Here is a 20304-nt window from a genome sequence, read left to right on the forward strand (position 1 = left end):
TGCGCGCTGTGCGCGCCCCGACCCTCCCCCTCCAGGGGAGGGTGACGGACGTGATCAGCTCCCGAGACTCCGCCGGATCGTCTCGACGATGCGGGCCGGGGTGGGCAGCACCATGTCCTCGAGCGCGTCGGCGGCCGGCAGCGGGATGTGGGGCGTGGTGATCCGGATGGGCGGGCCGTCGAGGTCGTAGAAGGCCTCCTCCACGGCGATCGACACGATCTCGGCGCCCCAGCCGCACAGCCGCGGATTCTCCTCCACGGTGAACAGCCGGTGGGTGCGCGCCACCGAGCCCAGGATGGTCTGCATGTCGAGCGGCACCAGCGAGCGCACGTCGATCACCTCGACGTCGATGCCGTGCTCCGCCTTCAGCGTCTCGGCCGCGGCGAGCGCCCGCGGCACCATCAGGGCCAGCGCCAGCACGGTCGCGTCCCGGCCGGGGCGGAGGATCTTCGCGGTGCCGAGCGTGTCGACGATCTCGCCGTCCGGCACTTCGCCCTTCACGGCGTAGAGCGACTTGTGCTCGAAGAAGATCACCGGGTCGGGATCGCGTACCGCCGCGGCCAGCAGACCGACCACGTCGGCCGGGCTCGACGGCGCCACCACCTTGAGCCCCGGGATCATCATGCACCAGTTCTCTACCGACTGGCTGTGCTGCGCGCCGAAGCGCGAGCCGGCGCCGTTGCCGGTGCGCACCACCAGCGGGCACTTCACCTGCCCGTTGGTCATGTAGCGGCTCTTCGGGAACTCGTTCGACACGTAGTCCCAGCACACCGCCAAGAAGTCCGAGAACATGATCTCGGCGATCGGCTTGAGGCCGGTCATCGCGGCGCCCATGGCGGCGCCGAGGATCGCCTGCTCGGAGATCGGCGTGTCGCGCACGCGCCGCGGCCCGAACTGATCCAGGAGACCGACCGTCGCCTTGAACACGCCGCCGGCCTTGGCCACGTCCTCGCCGAAGAAGATCACGTCGGGATCGCGTTCCATCTCCTGCGCGATGGCGCGCGCCACCGCGTCGCGATAGGTCAGTTCCGCCATGCCCAGCCCCCGTCGGCGTAAACGTCGGTGAAGAGAATGTCGGCGGGCGGCATCGGCGCCGCCTTGCAGGCCTCGGTGGCCGCGTCGACCATCTTGGCGACCTCCTGGTCGATGCCGGTCACCACGCTCTCGGCGATGCCGAACTGCGCCAGCCGCGCGCGATAAACCTTGATCGGGTCGCGCTCCTTCCAGCGCTCCAGCTCACCCTCCGGCCGGTATTTTGCCGGATCGGCGCGCGAGTGGCCGCTGTGCCGGTAGGTCAGGCACTCGATCAGCGAGGGACCCTCGCCCGCCCGCGCCTTGGCAAAAGCACTCTGAGCCGTGCGAAAAACCGCGTCGGCGTCGTTGCCGTCGACGATGATGCGCGGCAGGCCGTAGGCGGCGGCGCGGTCGGCGGCCGGATGGGGCACCGCCGTCACCTCGTGGATCGCCGTGTATTCCATGTAGAGATTGTTCTCGCACACGAACACGACGGGCAGCTTCCAGATGGCGGCGAAGTTCAGCGCCTCGTGGAAGGCGCCGATATTGGTGGTGCCGTCGCCGAAGAAGCACACGGAGACGTCGTCCTGGCCCTTGTACTGGGCCCGCAGCGCCGCCCCGCAGGCGATCGGCAGATGCGCGCCGATGATGGCGTAGGAGCCCATCACGCCGTGCTCGACCGAGGTCAGGTGCATCGAGCCGCCCTTGCCGCGCATCAGCCCGTTGTCGCGCTGCATCAGCTCGCCCAGCACCGCCTCCACCGAGACGCCGCGGGCCAGCGTGTGGGCGTGTCCCCGATAGGTGCAGAACGACAGGTCGCCCGGCCGCATCGCCGTCCCGAAGCCCGCCGCAATCGCCTCCTGGCCGAGCGACAGATGGCTCGTCCCCTTGACCAGGTTCTGCAGGAACAGGTCGAACGCCCGCTGCTCCGCCTGCCGGATCACCTGCTGGCTCCGATACAGCCTCAGCCGCGTCTCTTCGCCGATGTCGTCGTTGTGGCGCTCGAGACCGGGGGCGGCTTCGGGCGCGCGGGCAGGCTTCTTGACCATGACGGGAACCTCGGACGGGGCCGTGGGATCGGTGGGAGAGCGAAACTGTATCGGGCGCGGTCGATCCGGTTGTCAACTCACGAGGACTGTGAGGAGCGGGGGCAGGACGACGGCGACGCGGCGCGGCGCGGCATGGTCATAGCAGCCGGTCGCGGCGGCGCGAAGTGGGCACGACGCCGCTGCTCCTTGCTGCGGTGCGAAACAGGGGTCAGCGCCCGCGGCGGACGCGCTCGCGGTGGAGCAGATAGAGGCCGGAGGCGATCACGATCGTGACGCCCGCGATGGTCCAGCGGTTCGGCAGGTCCCCGAACACCAGGAAGCCCAGCGTCGTCGTCCACAGGATCTGGCTGTAGGAGAACGGCGACAGGATCGAGGCCGGCGTATGCCGGTGCGCCACGATCAGCAGGAAATGGCCGAGGCTGCCGAGCCCGCCGAACAGCATCATGACGACGATCAGCACCGGATCCTCCGGCGTCGTCCACACGAACGGCATCACGGGCGTCAGCAGCAGGACACCGAGCAGGTTCGAGTAGAACAGCGTCGTCGCGTCGGAGTCGAAGCGCGACAGCACCCGGGTCGCGATCGCGTAGAACGAGGCGGCGACCGCCGACAGCATCGACAGGAGCGCGGCCGGATGGACCGAGCCGAAGCCCGGCTGCAGCACGATCACCACGCCGACCAGCCCGACCGCGATGGCGGCCCAGCGCCGCGGTCCGATCCATTCGCCCAGCATCGGCCCGGCCAGCGCCGCCACCATCAGCGGAGTCGAGAACAGGATGGCGAGCGCCTGGTCGAGCTGAAGATACTTCAGCGCTGCGAAGTTCAGGAGCGTGGTGGCGAGCAGCAGCGCCGAGCGGCCGATCTGCAGGCCGGGGCGCCGGGTGCGCAGCATGCCGGGTCGCGTCAGCGGATTGAACACCAGGAACGCCAGCACCAGCGCGCTGACATAGCGGGCCCACGCCACCTCGATCACGTCGATGTGCCGGCCGAGATACTTGGCCGTGGCGTCCAGGCAGGCGAAGCAGGCCACGGCGCCGCACATCAGCACGATACCGTAGAGCCGCATCCGCTGGGCCTGCGCGGCCGGGTCCGGGCCGATGACGGCGGGCAGCGCGGGCGAAGGCGCCGGATCGGCCGCCGCGGAGGAATGCGGAGGCGGGAGCGGGGCGGGCGCGGCGGTCATCGGGGCTTTCGAGGTCGGTGGAACGGGCGACCTGGAGGATGCATCTGTGGCCGTTTCGGGGTCGCGACCGCCGCGGGCCGCATGGGACCCATGAGCCGCACCGGTAGCGCGGTCATGGCCCGCGCGACAGCGCGCTCTCGTGCCAGCGGCGCAGGATCAGCCACGAGGCGAGCGACAGCAGCCCGAACACCGCCATGCCGGCGACCGACAGCAGGATCAGCGCGGCGAACATCCGCGGCACGTTGAGCCGGTAGCTCGATTCGGCGATCCGGTAGGCGAGGCCGGATCCCGCCCCCGCCGAGCCGGCTGCGATCTCGGCCACCACGGCGCCGACCAGCGACAGGCCGCCGGCGATCCGGGCACCGGCCAGCATCATCGGCAGCGCCGCCGGAAGCTGTAGCCGGACCAGCCGCTGCAGCCGCGAGGCGCCATAGAGCGCGAACAGGTCGGACAGGTTGTGATCGACCGAATGCAGCCCCAGCGTCGTGTTGGCCAGCATCGGGAAGAAGGCGACGATCCAGGCACAGGCCAGCACGGCGACGGGCTGCGGCAGCCAGATCAGCAGCAGCGGCGCCACCGCGACCACCGGCGTCACCTGCAGGATCACGGCATAAGGATACAGCATGGTCTCCAGCAGCCGCGACTGGCTGAACAGGATCGCCAGCCCCGCCCCGCCCAGGACCGCCAGCGCGAAGCCGTAGGCGGTCGTCTCCAGCGTCACCAGCAGTGAGCCGAACAGCAGAGCCCGGTCCTCGACCAGCGTCGTCGCGACGGCGAGCGGGGAGGGGAGCTGGTAGGCCGGGACGGCATAGACCCAGACCACCAGCTCCCAGGCCACGCAGCCGAGCGCCAGGGCGAGGAGCGGCAGGCCGAACCGCACCAGCCGGGCGCGCCAGGGGCGGGCCTCGTCGGCTTCGGCCGGCGCGCCCACGGGCGGCATGCCGGCAGGTGCCGGCTCGGCGGGGGAGCCGCTCATGCGAACGTCTCCCCCATGGCGTCGGCGAGCGCGCCGCCGACCGTGCGGCACAGTGCGGCGAACTCGGCCGAGGTGCGGAACGTCTCGCTGCGCGGAAACGGCGCGTCGATGGCGATGTCGGCGGCGACCCGCCCGGGCCGCGGCGTCATCACCACGATGCGGGTGGAGAGATAGACGGCCTCGAACACCGAATGGGTGACGAACACGACGGTCTTGCCGAGCTCCTGCCACAGGCCCAGCAGCGCATTGTCGAGCCGGAACCGGGTGATCTCGTCGAGCGCCGCGAAGGGCTCGTCCATCAGCAGCAGCGCCGGGTCGGTCACGAGCGCACGGGCGATGGCGACCCGCATCTTCATGCCGCCGGAGAGCTCGCGCGGATAGGCCTCCGCGAAGCCGTCGAGCCCGACCCGGGCGAGCGCCGCTCTGACGCGCGGCTCGGCCACATCGGCTCGCCGGGTGAGCTGCAGCGGCAGCCGGACATTGGCCGCCACGCTCGCCCACGGCATCAGGGTCGGCTCCTGGAACACGACGCCGAGGTCGCCGCGCGCCGGCGCGGCCTTCGGCGCGCCGTCACCCCACACGACCGCCCCGCCGGACGGCCGCGACAGCCCTGCGATCAGCCGCAGCGCCGTCGACTTGCCGCAGCCCGACGGCCCCAGCAGCGACAGGAACTCGCCGCGCCTCACCGTCAGGTCGAGCCCGTCCAGCGCCCGCGTCCCGTTGGGGAAAGCCTTCGTCACGGCGCGCAGGGCGACGACAGCGGGTGAACTCATCGTTGGCGCGCCAATGGGGGACCACCCGTCATGCGCGGGCTCGACCCGCTCATCCATCCGAGAGAGAAGTCATTTTTCGAAGATGACGGGTCGCCGGGTCAAGCCCGGCGACGACGCCGCAGCGTGAACGCCCGCTTTGCTCCGCCTCAGTTCTTCGGCCGCAGGTCGATGCCGACCCGCTTGTTGACGAACTGCAGCGTGTAGGAGCGGCGGAAGTCCACGGTCGGCTTCACCACGCCGGCCTTCACCATGGAGGCGAAGAAGGCGGTCATGCGCGCGTCCGTCATGGCGCCGATGCCCATCGCCAGGGCGTCGCCCGAATCGACGATGCCGGCCGTCTTCATGCGCTCCAGTGCATAGGCCAGCAGCTCGTCGCTCATCTCCGGGTTTTGCCGCTTGATCAGCGCATTGCCGGCGCTCGGGTCGCCGTACAGATAGGTGTACCAGCCGATGATCGAGGCATCGACGAAACGTTGCACCAGGCCGGGCTTGTTCTCGACCAGGTCGCGCCGCGTCTCGATCAGGGTCGAGTAGCTGGAGAAGCCCTGGTCGGCGAGCAGGAACACCAGCGGGCGGATGCGGCTCTGCTTCTCGATCGCGAAGGGCTCGGACGTGACATAGCCCTGCATGGCGCTGCGCTTGTCGGCCAGGAAGGGCTGCGCATTCGAGGTGTAGGGCTTCACCTGGGCGTCGCTGAAGCCGTACTCGGCCTTCAGCCATTGGAAGTAGCTCGCCATGCCCTCCTTGGAGACGAACAGGTTGAGCCGCTTGAGGTCGGCGAACCGCTCGATCCCGGCGCCCGGATGGGCGATCAGCACCTGCGGGTCCTTCTGGAACATGGCCGCGACCACCACGGTCGGGACGTTCTGCTCGACCGCGTCGAAGGCCTGCAGCGTGTTGGCGCTCATGTAGAAGTCGAGCTTTCCGACCGGCAGCAGGATGCGGTTGTTGGCCTGCGGGCCGCCCGGCATGATGGTGACGTCGAGGCCGTAGCGGCGGTAGGTGCCGTCGGCGAGCGCCTGGTAGAAGCCGCCGTGCTCGGCCTGGGCCACCCAGTTGGTGCCGAACGCCACCTTGTCCAGCGCCGGGGCGCCACCGGGCGGGGCCGCCGGCTGGGCCGCGGCCGGGGCGCTCGCCCCGACCAGCGCCGCGACCAGCGAGACCGCGCCGAGACGGCGCCGGAATGAGCTTGCGAACCGCATCAAATCGTCCTCAGTAGGAGCCGTTCCGCGACCCCGTCACGCCGGGCCGTCCCTTCGGGACCGGTCGGCCGCCACCTGTTCCACGCCACGAGTTCTACGACAATGCTGCCGAAACCACACTGGGGCGACATGACCTGGCAGGATTTCGCGTCCGCCGATACCAGTCGCTGGATCGCCGTCCTGCCGGTCGCCGCCGTCGAGCAGCACGGGCCGCATCTGCCGGTCGCCACCGACACGCTGATCGCGCAGGCCCATCTCGACCGTGTCGCGGCGCTGCTGCCGGAGGGGCTTCCGGCCACGCTGCTGCCCGTCCAGGCGATCGGCCACTCGTCCGAGCACCTCGCCTTTCCGGGCACCCTGACGATCAGCGCCGAGACGGCGCTGCGGGCCTGGACCGAGATCGGCGAGAGCGTGCACCGCGCCGGCGTGCGCAAGCTCGTCATCGTCACCAGCCACGGCGGCAACGTGCAGGTCGTCGACATTGTCGCCCGCGAGTTGCGGGCGCGGCTGAAGATGCTGGTCGTCACCACCCACTGGCATCGTTTCGGCTATCCGGACGGGCTGTTCACGCCGCACGAGCAGCACCACGGCATCCATGCCGGCGACATCGAGACCTCGCTCGTGCTGGCGCACCGGCCCGACGCGGTGCGGATGGACAAGGCCGACAACGCCGAGCCGGTCTCGGTCGCCATGGAGCGCGAGTTCCGCTGGCTTCATCCCTATACGCCGGCGCCGTTCGGCTGGATGACCCAGGACCTCCACGACTCCGGTGCGGTCGGCGATCCCCGCCCGGCCTCCCCCGAAAAGGGCGACGCCGCGCTCGATCACGCGGCGCGCCACTTCATCGATCTTCTCCGCGAGGTCGACCGGTTCGATCTGTCGCGGCTGAAGAGCGGGCCGCTGGGGTGAGGTGACTCGTCGCGGGCATCCGCAAGGTGGGCAAAGGCGCGGGACGCGCCGTGCCTCCGGCACGCCTGTGCCCACCCTGCGAAGCTTGGGTATTTTGGGTCCGATCGCAAGCCGGGGGTTTGTAGGACGGGTTGAGCCGAGGGCGAAACCGATCGTTTCGTCGTCCGACGAGCGATCTGTTTGCTGATGCTCAACCCATTCGACGGCTGCCGATCAGGGCCGCGACAGCCCCGGATTCGCTCCGTTCAATCCGGGCTGCGCTTGGTTTGTATCAACTGCGACGGCCAGCCGACCCGCACCAGCAGTCCATCGGGCCCGCAGAGGCCGACCTCGTAGAGCCCCCACTCGCGGTGACGAAGAACGCCACCAGGGCGAATGACGAGATCGTCGACGCGCGCCGCGATGGCGTCCACGTCGGGCGTGCGAATGAAAACGCCGAAGGGGTTGTGCTCCGCCGGCACGCGCCACGGACCGGATCCCGCCTGTGTCAGGTGCACCTCGCATCCCCAGCCCGTCATGATGACATAGTCGTCGTCGCCGCCTGTCCGCGTGAAGCCCAGGCGCTCCCAGAACGGGATGGCGGCTGGCAGATCATTGTGAGGCACGATCGCAAACGCGCCGGTCGTCGGAGGTGTCGACATCCGCCTGCTCCACGCTTGTATCCGATCTGGCGAGTCTAGCGCGGAGGCGGATCACCGACGGCGTAATCCGCCACCTCGGAGTTCGGTGCAGGAGTGACCGTGACAGTGCTGTCTCAAGGGACGGAGGTTGTTCGGTTGCTCACTGCCGCAGGGCTACGATCCCGGGCTCGCATGGCGCGCCCCGGGGCCGACGGAGTCGGAATCCTACCCCTCCATCCGGGCGATGAACCACTTCAGCAACCTGATCCAGATCTCGTCCTTGCCGACCGCGTCCTCGACGCCGTGCTCGAGATTGGGGTTGTCGTTGACCTCCATGACGACGACGCCGTCCGGGGTCTCCTTCAGGTCGACGCCGTAGAGGCCGTCGCCGATCGGGCGCGCCGCCCGCACCGCGGTGTCGATCACCGAGGGTGGCGCCTGGTCGAGCCCGAAGGTCCTGAAGCCGCCCTCGCGCGCGGTGCCGTCGGGGCGGTGCTTGACGATCTGCCAGTGGCCGCGCGCCATCCGGTACTGGCACACGAACAGCGGCTCGCCATTGAGCACGCCGACCCGCCAGTCGAACTCGGTGGGCATGAATTTCTGCGCCAGCAGCAGGTCGGTCTCTTCCAGCAGCTCGTCGGCGACGCGCTTGAACTCGTCCGCCGTCGCCACCTTGTGGATGCCGCGTGAAAAAGAGCCGTCGGGGATCTTCACCACCAGCGGCAGGCCGAGCTCGTCCATGGCGCGAGTGAGGTCCGTCTGGTCGGCCACCATCACGGTCGGCGGCGTCGCCACCCGGTTCTGGCGCATCAGCTCCATCAGGAAGACCTTGTTGGTGCAGCGGATCATCGAGATCGGATCGTCGATGACCGGCATGCCCTCCTGCACGGCGCGCCGCGCGAACCGGTAGGTGTGATTGTCGATCGAGGTGGTCTCGCGGATGAACAGCCCGTCGTACTCGGCGAGCTCGGCGAGCTGCCGCCGGGTGATCGGCTCGACGTCGACCGAGTGCCGCTCGGCGATGCGGGCGAAATGCCGGATCGTCGCGGCCGAGGAGGGCGGCATCTTCTCGTTGGGATCGTACAGCACCGCGAGGTCGTATTTCGACGTGGTGCGGGCCTTCGGGTCGCGCCAGTCGCGGCGCGTGTGCTCGTGCAGGGCGTCGCGGAAGAACGCGACCTCGCCGTTGGCGAGCCGCGTCAGGTTGCGCATGCGGATGCGGTCGATCGACAGCCAGGTGGCGCCGGTGTCGACCGTCACCTCCAGGGCCGGGCAGCGGAACCAGTCGAACAGCAGCCGGCCGAAGGCCTCGAACCGCGTATCGCGCGAAATGCCGAAGCAGACGAACAGCTTCAGCTCGCCCTCCGGCTGGTACTCGGCCTTTCGGGCGCAGCGATTGAGAGAATCCTCCAGCTCCGGCAGAGCGTGCTCGTAGAGCTTCGCCTCGCGCAGCTCCAGCAATGTCTCGACCGTCGGCACCACGCGGTGGCCGCGGGCCTCCGCCAGCAGCGAGGCGTAATAGCCCTTCGACTGGTAGGCATAGGAGCGTGACAGGTTGATCAGCTTGGGACGCGCCGTCTCGAACAACCGCGGGCGAGCCAGATACTCGCTCGTGGTGATCACCTTGTGGGGCGTCTCGGCGTTCGGAAAGTCGCGGGGCTGGTCGACCAGGATGACCCAGCCGGTCATGACGAAGGCCCTTTCAGAGCGGTGGCGGCGTCGCGCGTGCCCCGTGTCGTCCGGCATCGTGTCAGGCGCATGACGCGATCGCGGTTGTCGCCGCGAATCATGGTGTCGCGAAAGCCCCGCGAGGTCTGCTCACGAAGATGTCAGCGAAGAGCGGGATGGGGGGACCGGCTCCGCTCCCACCGGCTTCTCGAAGCGCAGCGCGTCGCCCTGGTCCTCGTAATAGGCGACATGCCGGCCGAACTCGCGATATCCCGCCTTGCGATACCGCTCGATCGCGCGGGCATTGGTCTCGTGCACCTCCAGCCGGATCGCCCGGCAGCCGCGCGCGATCGCGGCGGCTTCCGCCGCGGCGAGCAGCGCCGGTCCGAAGCCGCGGCCGGCGACCGCCGGATCGATCGCGATCGAGTAGAGACGCGCGACGTCGCTGCCGGTCCGGCTCAGAACCACGGCGGCACCGGCGAAACGTCCGCCGTGCTCCACCACCAGCACGTCGGCGCGCGGCGCCGTGACGAAGCGCCGGATGCTCCGCCGCGACATGTGATCCGTCGCGAACACGGCCTGCTCCAGCGCCACCAGCGCGTCGAGATCCGCCAGGGTGGCGCGCCGGATCGCGACGGTGTCGGGGGCCGGTATGGCGGCCGATCGGGCCAGACGATTGCGTGAAGCGGAATGTGTCGGCATTGTCGGTCCGGGGGCGGCTCGTTCGGGTCTCGCCCGATCGCGCCGGGACGACGACCGGGTCACGCGCGGCGGACCACGCCCGCCGCAGATCTGCCGTTCGGCCGGACCATGTTGCCGGAAGGGCCCGTCGTCGCCATCTGGTGCGGCAAACAGGATCGCATGCTGATGTCCCTCGCGCTGGAAGGCAAGACCCGTCCCGAGACCGGCCCCGCTCCGGCCGCCGCTCATGTGGTGCTCGACATCACCGGCATGACCTGCGCGGCCTGCGCGGGCCGGGTCGAGAATGCGCTCAAGCGGGTTCCGGGCGTGTCGCAGGCCTCGGTCAATCTCGCCCTGGAGCGGGCCGACGTGGACGTGGAGGCGGGTGTGGCCTCGGCCGCCGTGACGCCGGCCGCGCTCGCCGCCGCGGTGGAGCGCACCGGCTTCGGCGCGCATCCGCGGCCGCCGTCCGCGGCGGAGCGCCGCCGCGAGGAGGATCTTCGCGAGGCGGAGCGCGTCGCGGCGGAGCGCCGGCAGCTCGTCCTGCTGGTCTTCTCGGCGGCGCTGACCCTGCCGCTGGTGCTGCCCATGGTGGCGGCGCCCTTCGGGTTCCACCTGCATCTCGACCCGTGGATCGAGCTCGCCCTCGCGACGCCGGTCCAGGTGCTGGTCGGGGCGCGCTTCTACAAGGCGGCCTGGAAGGCGGTGCGGGCCGGCTCCGGCAACATGGATCTGCTGGTCGCGCTCGGCACCACGGCGGCCTTCGCGTTCAGCCTCTACATGCTGCTGATGCGCGGCAGCGACGCCGCCGGGCACCTCTATTTCGAAGGCGCCGCCGCCGTGATCACACTAGTGGTGTTCGGCAAGTGGCTGGAGGCGCGCGCCAAGCGCGGCACCACGGCGGCCATCCGGGCGCTGATGACGCTGCGGCCCGAGCGCGCCCATGTGCTGCGCGACGGCGTCGAGACCGAGATCGGCGTGGACGACCTGCGCCCCGGCGAGCACGTCGTGGTGCGGCCGGGCGAGCGCATCCCGGTCGACGGCAGCATCGTCGACGGCGAGAGCGAGGCCGACGAGTCGCTGATCACGGGCGAGAGCGTGCCGGTGGTGAAGCGGGCCGGCGACAAGGTCACGGCGGGGGCGCTCAACGGCGCCGGCCGGCTGATCGTGGCGGCCGTGGCGGTCGGCGAGGACACGACGCTGGCCCGCATCATCCGCATGGTCGAGAACGCGCAGAGTGGCAAGGCGCCGGTGCAGCGGCTGGTCGACAAGGTGTCGGCCGTCTTCGTGCCGGCCGTCATCGCCATCGCGGTCGGCGCCTTCATCGGCTGGCTGGCCGGCGGGCACGGGATCGAGGAGGCCTTGGTGGCCGCCGTCTCCGTGCTGGTGATCGCCTGCCCGTGCGCGCTCGGCCTGGCCACGCCGGCCGCCCTGGTCGCCGGCACCGGCGCGGCCGCGCGGGCCGGCATCCTGGTCAAGGACATCGAGGCTTTGGAGCGCGCCGCCGTGGTCGACACGGTGGTGTTCGACAAGACCGGGACGCTGACCGAGGGCCGGCCGGCGCTCACCGACGCGGTGCCATTGGCGAATGCGGACATCGACAAGGACGCGCTGCTGCGGCTCGCCGCCGCCGTGCAGGCCGGCAGCGAGCATCCGCTCGCCCGGGCCGTGCTGGCGGCCGTGCCGGGCGTCGCGCTGCCGGCCGTGGACAAGTTCCGGGCGCTGGTCGGCCGCGGCGTGATCGGCACGGTCGAAGGTCGGGTGGTGGCGATCGGCAACCGCGGCCTGATGACCGAGCTCGGCGTCGACATGGCGCCTGCCGAGGCCGCGATGGGCCGGGTCGAGAGCGAGGCGCGCACCGCCGTCGTGGTGGCGGCGGACGGCCGCGCCGTCGGCGTGCTCGGCATCGCCGACCCGGTGCGGCACGAGGCGCCGGCGGCGATCGCGCTGCTGGCGGCCCGCGGCGTGCGCTCCGAGATGCTGACTGGCGATTCGGAAGCCGTGGCCGCCAAGGTCGCCGGCGCCCTGAAGCTCTCGGCCTACAAGGCGGGCGTGAAGCCGGCCGACAAGTCGGCCGCGCTGGAAGCGCTCAAGCGCGCCGGGCGCAAGCCCGCGATGGTCGGCGACGGCATCAACGACGCGCCGGCGCTCGCCGCTGCCGAGGTCGGCATCGCGCTCGGCACCGGCACCGACGTCGCAGTCGAGGCCGCGCCCGTCACGCTGATGCGGCCGGACCCGCGGCTGGTCGCCGCCGCCCTCGACATCTCGCAGCGGACCGTCCGGAAAATCCGGCAGAACCTGTTCTGGGCCTTCGTCTACAATGTGGTCGGCATCCCGCTCGCCGCCATGGGCGTCCTCACCCCGGCACTCGCCGGCGCCGCCATGGCGATGTCGTCCGTCTCGGTGGTGACCAACTCCCTCTGGCTGAAACGCTGGCGCCCGGATTTTTCGGCCGACCAGACGACGCGCTGAGTTGGACCCGTCCTCCCCGCACGAGGCCTCCTCGCCTGTTCCCGCCGGAGGGGAGAGGGGAATCAGGCCCCGGTTGGCATCGGGCCTGTGATACTATAACGGTGTCGGACCCGATCGAGACGCCATGACGCACCACCACCACGATCCCGGATTCGCCCATCCTTCGCCGCGGCTGTCGCCTTCGCTGCTCCGCCTGTCGGTGGGCCTGCGGCTCGGCGTCGTCGCCGCGGTGGCGGCCGTGGTCTGGGCGTTCGTGCTGTGGGCGTTGGCGTGAGCCGGCCAGGATCCTGAATCATGGTCCCGCAGCTCGTCTTCCGCGACCTCACGCTCGGCTACGAGCGCCACCCGGCGATCCACCACCTCGACGGCATGGTGGAGCGCGGCGCCCTGATGGCCGTGGTGGGCCCGAACGGAGCCGGCAAGTCGACGCTGTTCAAGGGGATCGTCGGCATCCTGTCGCCGCTCTCGGGACGGGTCGACCGCTGCGGCCTCGACCGCCGCGACATCGCCTATCTGCCGCAGGTCGCCGAGATCGACCGCACCTTCCCGATCAGCGTCTACGATCTCGTCGCCATGGGCCTGTGGCGGCAGACCGGCCTGTTCGCCGGCATCGGCACGCGGGAGCGCGACCGGGTGCATCACGCGCTCGCGGCGGTCGGCCTCACCGGCTTCGAGAAGCGGCCGATCGGCAACCTGTCGGGCGGCCAGCTCCAGCGCGTGCTGTTCGCCCGCCTGCTGCTGCAGGACGCGCGGCTGATCGTGCTCGACGAGCCGTTCAACGCCATCGACACCAAGACGGCCGACGACCTGTTCGGCCTGGTGCGGCGCTGGCACGGCGAGGGCCGCACCATCCTGGCCGCTCTGCACGACATCGAGATGGTGCGCACGAGCTTCCCCGAGGTGCTGCTGCTGGCCCGCGAGGCAGTGGCCCGCGGCACCCCGGCCGACGTCCTCACCCCCGGCAACCTCCAGAAGGCCCGCCGCATGTGCGAGGCCTTCGACGACGACGCCGGCGAATGCCGCGTCGCGGCGGAGTGACGCCCGCATGTACGATCTGCTGATCGGTCCGTTCCAGGAGTTCGAGTTCATGCGCCGGGCGCTCGCCGGCACCATCGCGCTGTCGTTCGGGGCCGGGCCGGTCGGCGTGATCCTGATGCTGCGGCGGATGAGCCTGGTCGGCGACACGATGGCGCATGCGATCCTGCCGGGTGCCGCGATCGGCTTCATGGTGGCGGGGCTCGACCTGTTCGCCATGACGGTCGGCGGCCTGATCGCCGGCCTCACGGTGGCGCTGCTTGCCGGCGTGGTGGCGCGGGTGACCGATCTGAAGGAGGACGCGTCGCTGGCCGCCTTCTTCCTGATGTCGCTGGCGCTCGGCGTCACCATCGTCTCGATGCGCGGCAGCAACGTGGACCTGCTCAACTTCCTGTTCGGCAGCGTGCTGGCGCTCGACGACCCGACCCTGATCCTGATGGCGTCGATCACCACGCTGTCCCTCACGGTCCTGGCCGTGATCTGGCGGCCGCTGGTGCTGGACTGCGTCGATCCGGGGTTCCTGCGCTCGGTCAGCCGGGCCGGGGCGCCCGCCCATATCGCGTTCCTGGCGCTGCTGGTGCTCAATCTGGTCGGCGGCTTCCACGCCCTCGGCACGCTGCTGTCGGTCGGCATCGTGATCGTGCCGGCGACGGTCGGCCGCTTCTGGGCTCGCGAGGTCACCGGCATGGTGGCGGTCGCGGTGGCGACCGGCGTGATCTCGGGCTATGTCGGCCTCCTGGTGTCGTTCCACACCGGCGCGCCGTCCGGCCCGGCCATCATCCTGGTGGCGGCGGCGATCTATGTCGGATCCGTGTTGTTCGGGCCGGTCGGCGGCGTGGTGCCCCGGCTCCTTCCGCGCCGCCATCTCGAAGCCTGACGGCCGCCGGCGGCTCGCGAAATCGTGCGGGCCGACGCGCATCCGGCATGGCCAAGCGACCTGCACTCCTATACCGTGTGGAAATGGCTGATCCGACCGCGCATGCCGGTTCGTCCGGCGCCGAGTTGTCCGACCTCGAGCTCCGGGTCCGGGCCGTTGCGAGCCTCGCCACCGAACGGGGCGGGCTCGAAGCCTCTGTGCTCGACAGCTTCATCGATGTCTATGTCGCCCGGATCGCGCCGCATCAGGACGTGCCCGGCGCGTTGCCCGACGACGATGCCGGCACCGAGGCGGCGCTGGGTGCGCGCGCCATGATGGCGATCCCGCGCGACGGTGACGGGCCGCTGTTCCGGGCCCGCTGGGAGGCGCTCGCCTTCGTCCTCGCCATGATGCTGGAGCAGCGCCGCGCGTTCACCTGGACCGAGTGGGCCCAGTCCTTCGGGACCGAGATCCGCCGCGCCCATAAGGCCGGCACCGGCGAGACCTATTTCGAGGCCTGGCTCGCCGCGCTCGAGCGTATCGTCGCGGAGAAAGGGCTCGCCGACCGGGCGACGCTCACCCGCTACCAGCACGCCTGGGACCAGGCCGCCGCCCGCACACCGGCGGGGGCGCCCATCGAGCTCCGTCCGGACGACTTCGCATGATGCGGATTTTATTCGGCGCGGCCGTGCTGCTCGCCGCTGTCGTGACGGCTGCGGCCGGCCAGAGCGCGAACCGTGCCCCGACATCGGGGCCCGCCGCTCCGATGTGGCCGTGGTGCGCCGAGTACGACATGGACGGCGCCGTGGTGAATTGCGGCTTCGCCAGCCGCGAGCAGTGCATGGCGACCGTCTCGGGCATCGGCGGCGGATGCCGGCCGAACCTCGCCGTCGAGGCGCCGGTGGCGCCGAAGCGCGCCGCACCGAGCGTCAGATCATACGCTCGGTGACCATGTAGCCGGCCAGCAGCGCGACGCCGAAGAGCAGCACGCCGCAGGCCGCCGCCAACTCGACCCCCCACATCAGAATCTCGCCGCGCCCGGCGCGGTGTCGCGCCAGCCGCGCCGCCACGGCGCGGGCGCCGACCGCGATGGTGGCGATCACGGCGACCGTGATGGCGGTGCCGAGCCCCATCGCGAAGGTGGCGCCGACGCCGGCCCAGAACAGGCCCTGGGCGAGCGCGAAGACCAGCACCAGGATGGCGCCCGAGCAGGGTCGCAGCCCGACCGCGACGATCGCGGCGAGGCCGCGCGACCAGCCGCCCGGTCCCGCCAGATCCTTGGGGTCCGGCCCGTGCGCGCAGCCGCAGTCGGGGCCATGGACATGGTCGTGATCATGATCGTGGTGCGCATGCGCGACCGGGCCGGTCACCACCGCGTCCGGCGTCCGGGCGGCCGCGACGGCATGTCCGTGATCGTGGTGATGGTCGTGATCGCCATGGTGATCGTGATGATCGTGGCCGCAGCCGCAGGCGTCGCCATGCGCGTGATCGTGGGGGCCGTGATCGTGGTGATCATGGCTGTGGTGATCGTGATGGCGATCAGGCGCATGCGCGTGGCCGGCGTGGACCAGGCCGGCGAGGGCCGGCTCGCGCGCCTCCGCCGGCACCGTGGCGGGTGCGGCCGGCGCGAGCGCCGGGCTCGGCGACGCCGCCACGGCGGGCGCTCGTGCGCGGGTCGCCCGGACCTCCGCCAGGGCCCGGACGAGGCCCCGCCCCTTCACCCAGACGAGCCTGGCGCCGACCAGCGCGATCAGACCGTAACTGACCACCTCGATCCAGCGCACCGCCTCGTTCATGCTCTTGGCCGTAGCGTTGAGCGCGATCGCGGCGACCGCCACCACGGCGACCGCGACCACGGCCTGCAGCAGCGCCGAGGCGAAGGACAGCACGATGCCCCGCTTCCAGGTCTCCTCGTTGGCGATCATGTAGGACGAGATCACCGCCTTGCCGTGGCCCGGCCCGGCGGCGTGGAAGATGCCGTACAGGAACGACACGCCGAGCAGCGTCCACACCGCGCTGCCGTCCTGCTTGGCGGCGCGCACCAGCCCGGAGAGCGAGCGGTAGAAGCGCGCCTGCTCGGTGAGGATCCAGCCGACGATGCCGTCGGCCGACACCGGGGGCGGCGGCGGCGCGGGCGGCCGCACCCCGAACGGCGTGCCCTGGGCGAGCGCGACATCGGCTCCGGCCGCGACGGCCAGCACTGCGAGGGCGAGCCCCGCGATCCAGAGGGTGCGCGGGCGCATCGTCCACCTCGAGCTTGTCATGGGCAGCGAACCGAGACCTTGTTGGCGAACAGAGCGCCGACGCGCGAGCCGTCCTGCGCGAAGGAGGACTCGGTCAGCTTCTGAAGCTGCGACGAGGTCTCCTGCTCGGTCGGCTTCTTGAGCGCCACCTTGCAGGCGCCCGGCGCGTTCTTGAGCGCGAACGGGTCGGCCCCCTCGGCGAAGGAGAAGTCGACGAAATAGCTGGGGTCGTACACCTCGAGCTCGATCCCCTTGGCCTTGGCGGCCGCCTTCAGCGGCAGCGTGAAGTGCAGGGTCAGCATGGAGTCCTTGAACTCCAGCCAGTAGTCGACCGGGTCGGTGAACGGCGAGTCCTTGCCGTCGAGCTTGGCGTAGGTGAAGAAGTCGTACTCCTTCAGCGACGTCACGTTCACCTCGGCGAGGTCCTTCAGCTCTTCGCGGGTGAAGACGCCCTTCTGCTTCGATTCGAGCCCCTGCGTCGCATAGGTCGAGAACATGTCGTCGAACGTCCAGGCGTGGCGCACGCCCGTCACGCTGCCGTCCGGCGCGTAGACGAGCTCGCTCTTCATCACGACCCAGACATGGGGATGCGCCAGCGCGGCGCGCGGCAAGGCCAAGCAGGCGACGAGCGCGAGCAGGGCGACGAGGCCGCGCCACCGGGCGGTCGGTCGATGGGTCATGCGGGGGCCCCCAGCGTCCTCGAGAGACGGCGATACGCGGATGAGATCATCAGACCATAGCGGGGACTGGGGCGGAAGGAAGGCTGACCTTACGCCACCATGACGTCAGATTTATTTCGCCGGTCAGACACCTGCCGCGCCGCCGTCGGCGCGCGGGTCGTGGCCGCCCTCGCTCGTCCCGTCCGGATGCATCACCACGGCGCCGGCATGGCCCATGGTCACCGAATAGGGCTCGGGCACCAGCTCCACGTCGTGGCCGGCCGACAGGAGCTGGTCGACCAGCCGGTCCGGAAAGCGCGGCTCCAGACGGAGGTTGTCGCGCGCCGCCCCCCAGGTGCGGCCGAGCAGCCAGCGCGGGGCGTCGAGCGCCCGGTCGAGCGTCTCGCGGAACATCACGTAGCGGGTGAACACCGCGGCCTGGGTCTGCGGCTGGCCGTCGCCGCCCATGGTGCCGTAGGCCATCACCCGGCGGTCCTTCAGCACGGCCAGGGCCGGGTTGAGGGTGTGGAACGGCTTTCGCCCGGGTGCCAAGGCGCGCAGGGCCTTGGGATCGAGCGAGAAGCTGGCGCCGCGGTTCTGCATCAGCACGCCGGTCCTCGGCAGCACGCAGCCGGAGCCGAACTCCCAGTAGATCGACTGGATGTAGGAGACGACGAGCCCGCTCGAATCCGCCGCGCCCATCCAGATCGTGTCGCCCTTGGCCGGCTGGTGCGGCCACGGCGCCGCCCGGCGGCGGTCGATTTTCTGCGCCTCGGCATCGAGGAGCGTCTTGGTGAGGAACGATTCGGCCGGCGCCGGCAGCCGGTCCGGATCGGTGACCACCCGGTCGCGCACCATGAAGGCGCGCTTCGTCGCCTCGACGATCCCGTGGACGTGGTCGAAGCCCTCCGCCTCGGCCACTCGCAGGCGGTCGAACAGGGCGAGGATCATCAGCGAGGACAGCCCCTGGGTGGGCGGCGGCGCATTGTAGGCGGTGCCGACCGACAGCGGCGTCGACAGCGGCGCGGCCGCGTAGGCCCGGTGCGCCTCCAGGTCGGCCCGGGTGACCGGGCTGCCGATCCGGTCCAGGTCGGCGGCGATCTCGCGGCCGACATCGCCGCGGTAGAAGTCGTCGAGCCCGGCATGGCCGATATGGTCGAGGGTCTCGGCGAGCCGCGCTTGCGTCATCCGGGCGCCGGCCTCCGGCGGCTTGCCGTCGGCCAGGAACACCTCGGCGAAGCCCGGCGCCTTTTTCAGGTCGGCCAGATGCGTCGCGGTCAGCTCGGCCTGGCTGCGGCTCACCGCGTAGCCCTCGCGGGCCGCCGTCACGGCGGGGGCCAGCAGCAGGCCGAGCGGCATCTTGCCGCCCAGGGCCTTGGCCGCCTCCAGCGCCAGCGCCCAGCCGCTGACCGCGCCCGGCACGGTCAGGGCCGCCAGCGGCCCGCGGGTCGGGATCGCCTCGTGCTCGCGATAGAGCTCCACGCGCGCATTGGCGCCCGCCGCGCCGGGGGCCATCAGGGCGCGGACTTTTCCGCCCGGCTCGTGCACCAGCCAGAACCCGTCGCCGCCCACATGGGTCATGTGCGGATAGACCGCGACGATCATGGCCGCCATGGCGACCATGGCCTCGAGCGCGTTGCCGCCCTCGGCCAGCACGGCCCGGCCCGCCTCCGCGGCGGCATGGTGGGGAGCGGCGGCGACGCCGCGGCGATGTCCGGCGGTGTGGAGGGTCATGAGGGCTCGCGACACGTGGGGTGGGCGGCGCGTTTTACCAGCCCGGCCGGCTCGGTGCGAGCCCGGCCCGGCGGCGATGCGCCGGGTCAACTGCATTTCGGATCGTGAAACGTCCGGCCATAACCCGGCAGCCGACCGGTCCGCCCCCTAAGCTCGCGTCGTCGCGGCCTGCGGACGCCCTCCGCGGGCCGGCGGCGACACACAACGGACGCCAACGCCCGGACGAGGAAACGCCGAATGACCTTCATGCGATCGGCCGCGGCCGTGTGGCTCGCGATGTGCGTTCTCGCCAGCGCCGGGCTTCCGGCCCGGGCCCAGGCGCCGGAGCTGCCGTCGACCATCCGGATCGTCGTGCCCTATCCGCCGGGCGGCCCGACCGACTTCTTCGCCCGGGTCGTCGCGAACGGCCTCAAGGACCAGCTCCAGAAGACCGTGATCGTCGAGAACCGGGCCGGCGCCGGCGGCGTGATGGGCTCCTCCTATGTGGCCAAATCGCCCCCCGACGGCGGCACGCTGCTGCTCGGCCTGCTCGGGCCGCTGGCGATCGGGCCCACCATCTCGGCCATGCCGTTCGACCCGGTGAAAGAGCTGGCGCCGATCCGTCTTGTCGCCTCGGTCACGCCGGTCATGATCGTGTCGCAGAAACTCGGCGTGACCACGGTGGCGGAGCTGATCGCCAAGGCGAAGGCGGCGCCCGGCAAGCTGAACTTCGCCTCGGCCGGGACCGGCAGCCTGCTGCACATGCTCGGCGAGCTGTTCAGCCGCGAGACCGGCATCTCGCTCCAGCACGTGCCCTATCGCGGCGGTGCGCCGGCCGTGACGGCGGTGCTGAGCGGCGAGGCCGACATGCTGTTCGCCGACGCGCCCGTGGTGATGCCGCACGTCGAGTCGGGCGGCGTTCGGGCCCTCGCCGTCACCAGCCCGGCCCGCGAGCCGGCGCTGCCGGACGTTCCGACCTTCGCCGAGGCCGGCCTGCCCGGCATGACGTCGGAGAGCTGGTACGGGATCCTGGCGCCGGCCGGCACGCCGCCCGTGCTCGTCGCCCGGTTGGAGCAGGCCGTCACGGCGTCGCTCGCCACGCCCGAGGTGGCCGCCAATTTCGCCCGTCAGGGCGCGCGCGTGCCGGACAGCACGGCCGCCCAGTTCGCGGCCTATCTGGCGGCCCAGGTCGCCAAGTGGGGCGCGATCGCGCGCGAGGTCGACGCCAAGGGCAAATGAGACGAGAACGGG

At 71.0% G+C, this 20304-nt stretch carries 20 protein-coding genes; 8 read left to right on the plus strand and 12 right to left on the minus strand.

Annotated features, from left to right (window positions below; all coding sequences use genetic code 11):
- Positions 1 to 54: 54 nt before the first annotated feature.
- The 6 genes from CH341_RS11315 to CH341_RS11340 form a co-directional block, all read right to left on the minus strand.
- Entirely contained in the window at positions 55 to 1035 is a 981-nt protein-coding gene (locus tag CH341_RS11315; RefSeq protein ID WP_111419136.1) for an alpha-ketoacid dehydrogenase subunit beta, read from the minus strand.
- Complete coding sequence (locus CH341_RS11320) at positions 1023 to 2063, minus strand: thiamine pyrophosphate-dependent dehydrogenase E1 component subunit alpha (RefSeq protein WP_111419137.1); 1041 nt, start codon at positions 2061 to 2063, stop codon at positions 1023 to 1025. The genes CH341_RS11315 and CH341_RS11320 overlap by 13 nt, the downstream gene beginning before the upstream one ends.
- A gap of 208 nt (positions 2064 to 2271) precedes the next feature.
- The gene (locus CH341_RS11325) at positions 2272 to 3246 is read right to left on the minus strand and encodes a DMT family transporter (protein WP_111419138.1); all 975 of its coding nucleotides are present in this window, start codon (positions 3244 to 3246) and stop codon (positions 2272 to 2274) included.
- Positions 3247 to 3358: 112 nt separating this feature from the next.
- A complete protein-coding gene (locus CH341_RS11330; protein ID WP_111419157.1) occupies positions 3359 to 4186 on the minus strand; it encodes an ABC transporter permease in 828 nt (275 codons plus the stop codon).
- Between the two features lie 32 nt (positions 4187 to 4218).
- Positions 4219 to 4995, minus strand: coding sequence for an ABC transporter ATP-binding protein (locus tag CH341_RS11335; protein ID WP_111419139.1), 777 nt, complete (start codon positions 4993 to 4995; stop codon positions 4219 to 4221).
- A gap of 146 nt (positions 4996 to 5141) precedes the next feature.
- Positions 5142 to 6197 carry an ABC transporter substrate-binding protein gene (locus CH341_RS11340; RefSeq protein ID WP_111419140.1) on the minus strand — a complete coding sequence of 352 codons (1056 nt, stop codon included), beginning with the start codon at positions 6195 to 6197 and terminating at the stop codon, positions 5142 to 5144.
- 102 nt (positions 6198 to 6299) lie between these two features.
- Between CH341_RS11340 and CH341_RS11345 the strand changes: the two genes are divergently transcribed.
- Positions 6300 to 7106, plus strand: a complete 807-nt coding sequence (locus CH341_RS11345) for a creatininase family protein (RefSeq protein ID WP_111419141.1) — start codon at positions 6300 to 6302, stop codon at positions 7104 to 7106.
- Positions 7107 to 7351: 245 nt separating this feature from the next.
- On the opposite strand, the gene CH341_RS11350 is transcribed toward CH341_RS11345, so the two are convergent.
- The 3 genes from CH341_RS11350 to CH341_RS11360 form a co-directional block, all read right to left on the minus strand.
- Positions 7352 to 7747, minus strand: a complete 396-nt coding sequence (locus tag CH341_RS11350; RefSeq protein WP_111419142.1) for a VOC family protein — start codon at positions 7745 to 7747, stop codon at positions 7352 to 7354.
- Between the two features lie 204 nt (positions 7748 to 7951).
- On the minus strand, positions 7952 to 9415 hold the full coding sequence (locus CH341_RS11355; protein WP_111419143.1) for a RimK family protein: 1464 nt from the start codon (positions 9413 to 9415) through the stop codon (positions 7952 to 7954).
- 129 nt (positions 9416 to 9544) lie between these two features.
- A complete protein-coding gene (locus tag CH341_RS11360) occupies positions 9545 to 10096 on the minus strand; it encodes a GNAT family N-acetyltransferase (protein WP_210208257.1) in 552 nt (183 codons plus the stop codon).
- Positions 10097 to 10255: 159 nt separating this feature from the next.
- Between CH341_RS11360 and CH341_RS11365 the strand changes: the two genes are divergently transcribed.
- The 6 genes from CH341_RS11365 (at position 10256) to CH341_RS11385 (ending at position 15387) form a co-directional block, all read left to right on the plus strand.
- Positions 10256 to 12547 carry a heavy metal translocating P-type ATPase gene (locus tag CH341_RS11365; protein WP_245430999.1) on the plus strand — a complete coding sequence of 764 codons (2292 nt, stop codon included), beginning with the start codon at positions 10256 to 10258 and terminating at the stop codon, positions 12545 to 12547.
- A gap of 124 nt (positions 12548 to 12671) precedes the next feature.
- Positions 12672 to 12821: a hypothetical protein gene (locus CH341_RS34155; RefSeq protein ID WP_170149576.1), complete on the plus strand. Its 150-nt coding sequence runs from the start codon at positions 12672 to 12674 to the stop codon at positions 12819 to 12821.
- Between the two features lie 20 nt (positions 12822 to 12841).
- Positions 12842 to 13585, plus strand: coding sequence for a zinc ABC transporter ATP-binding protein AztA (aztA, locus tag CH341_RS11370; RefSeq protein ID WP_111419144.1), 744 nt, complete (start codon positions 12842 to 12844; stop codon positions 13583 to 13585).
- Positions 13586 to 13592: 7 nt separating this feature from the next.
- The gene (locus CH341_RS11375; RefSeq protein WP_111419145.1) at positions 13593 to 14459 is read left to right on the plus strand and encodes a metal ABC transporter permease; all 867 of its coding nucleotides are present in this window, start codon (positions 13593 to 13595) and stop codon (positions 14457 to 14459) included.
- Between the two features lie 83 nt (positions 14460 to 14542).
- Positions 14543 to 15103: a nitrile hydratase accessory protein gene (locus CH341_RS36295; protein ID WP_342635012.1), complete on the plus strand. Its 561-nt coding sequence runs from the start codon at positions 14543 to 14545 to the stop codon at positions 15101 to 15103.
- Positions 15100 to 15387, plus strand: coding sequence for a DUF3551 domain-containing protein (locus tag CH341_RS11385; RefSeq protein WP_111419146.1), 288 nt, complete (start codon positions 15100 to 15102; stop codon positions 15385 to 15387). The genes CH341_RS36295 and CH341_RS11385 overlap by 4 nt, the downstream gene beginning before the upstream one ends.
- On the opposite strand, the gene CH341_RS11390 is transcribed toward CH341_RS11385, so the two are convergent.
- From CH341_RS11390 to CH341_RS11400, 3 genes are all read right to left on the minus strand, one after another.
- Positions 15368 to 16681, minus strand: a complete 1314-nt coding sequence (locus CH341_RS11390) for a nickel/cobalt transporter (RefSeq protein WP_245431000.1) — start codon at positions 16679 to 16681, stop codon at positions 15368 to 15370. The two genes, CH341_RS11385 and CH341_RS11390, sit on opposite strands and share 20 nt — an antisense overlap.
- A 17-nt stretch (positions 16682 to 16698) precedes the next feature.
- Positions 16699 to 17361 (minus strand): DUF1007 family protein, encoded by a 663-nt coding sequence (locus tag CH341_RS11395; RefSeq protein ID WP_111419148.1) that lies wholly within the window; start codon positions 17359 to 17361, stop codon positions 16699 to 16701.
- 123 nt (positions 17362 to 17484) lie between these two features.
- The gene (locus CH341_RS11400; protein ID WP_111419149.1) at positions 17485 to 19074 is read right to left on the minus strand and encodes a gamma-glutamyltransferase family protein; all 1590 of its coding nucleotides are present in this window, start codon (positions 19072 to 19074) and stop codon (positions 17485 to 17487) included.
- A 237-nt stretch (positions 19075 to 19311) separates the two neighbouring features.
- Here CH341_RS11400 and CH341_RS11405 point away from each other — a divergent pair, with 237 nt between their 5' ends.
- Positions 19312 to 20292 (plus strand): Bug family tripartite tricarboxylate transporter substrate binding protein, encoded by a 981-nt coding sequence (locus tag CH341_RS11405; protein ID WP_111419150.1) that lies wholly within the window; start codon positions 19312 to 19314, stop codon positions 20290 to 20292.
- The last annotated feature ends 12 nt before the right edge of the window (positions 20293 to 20304 follow it).

It is taken from the genome of Rhodoplanes roseus (assembly GCF_003258865.1).
GTDB lineage: Bacteria > Pseudomonadota > Alphaproteobacteria > Rhizobiales > Xanthobacteraceae > Rhodoplanes > Rhodoplanes roseus.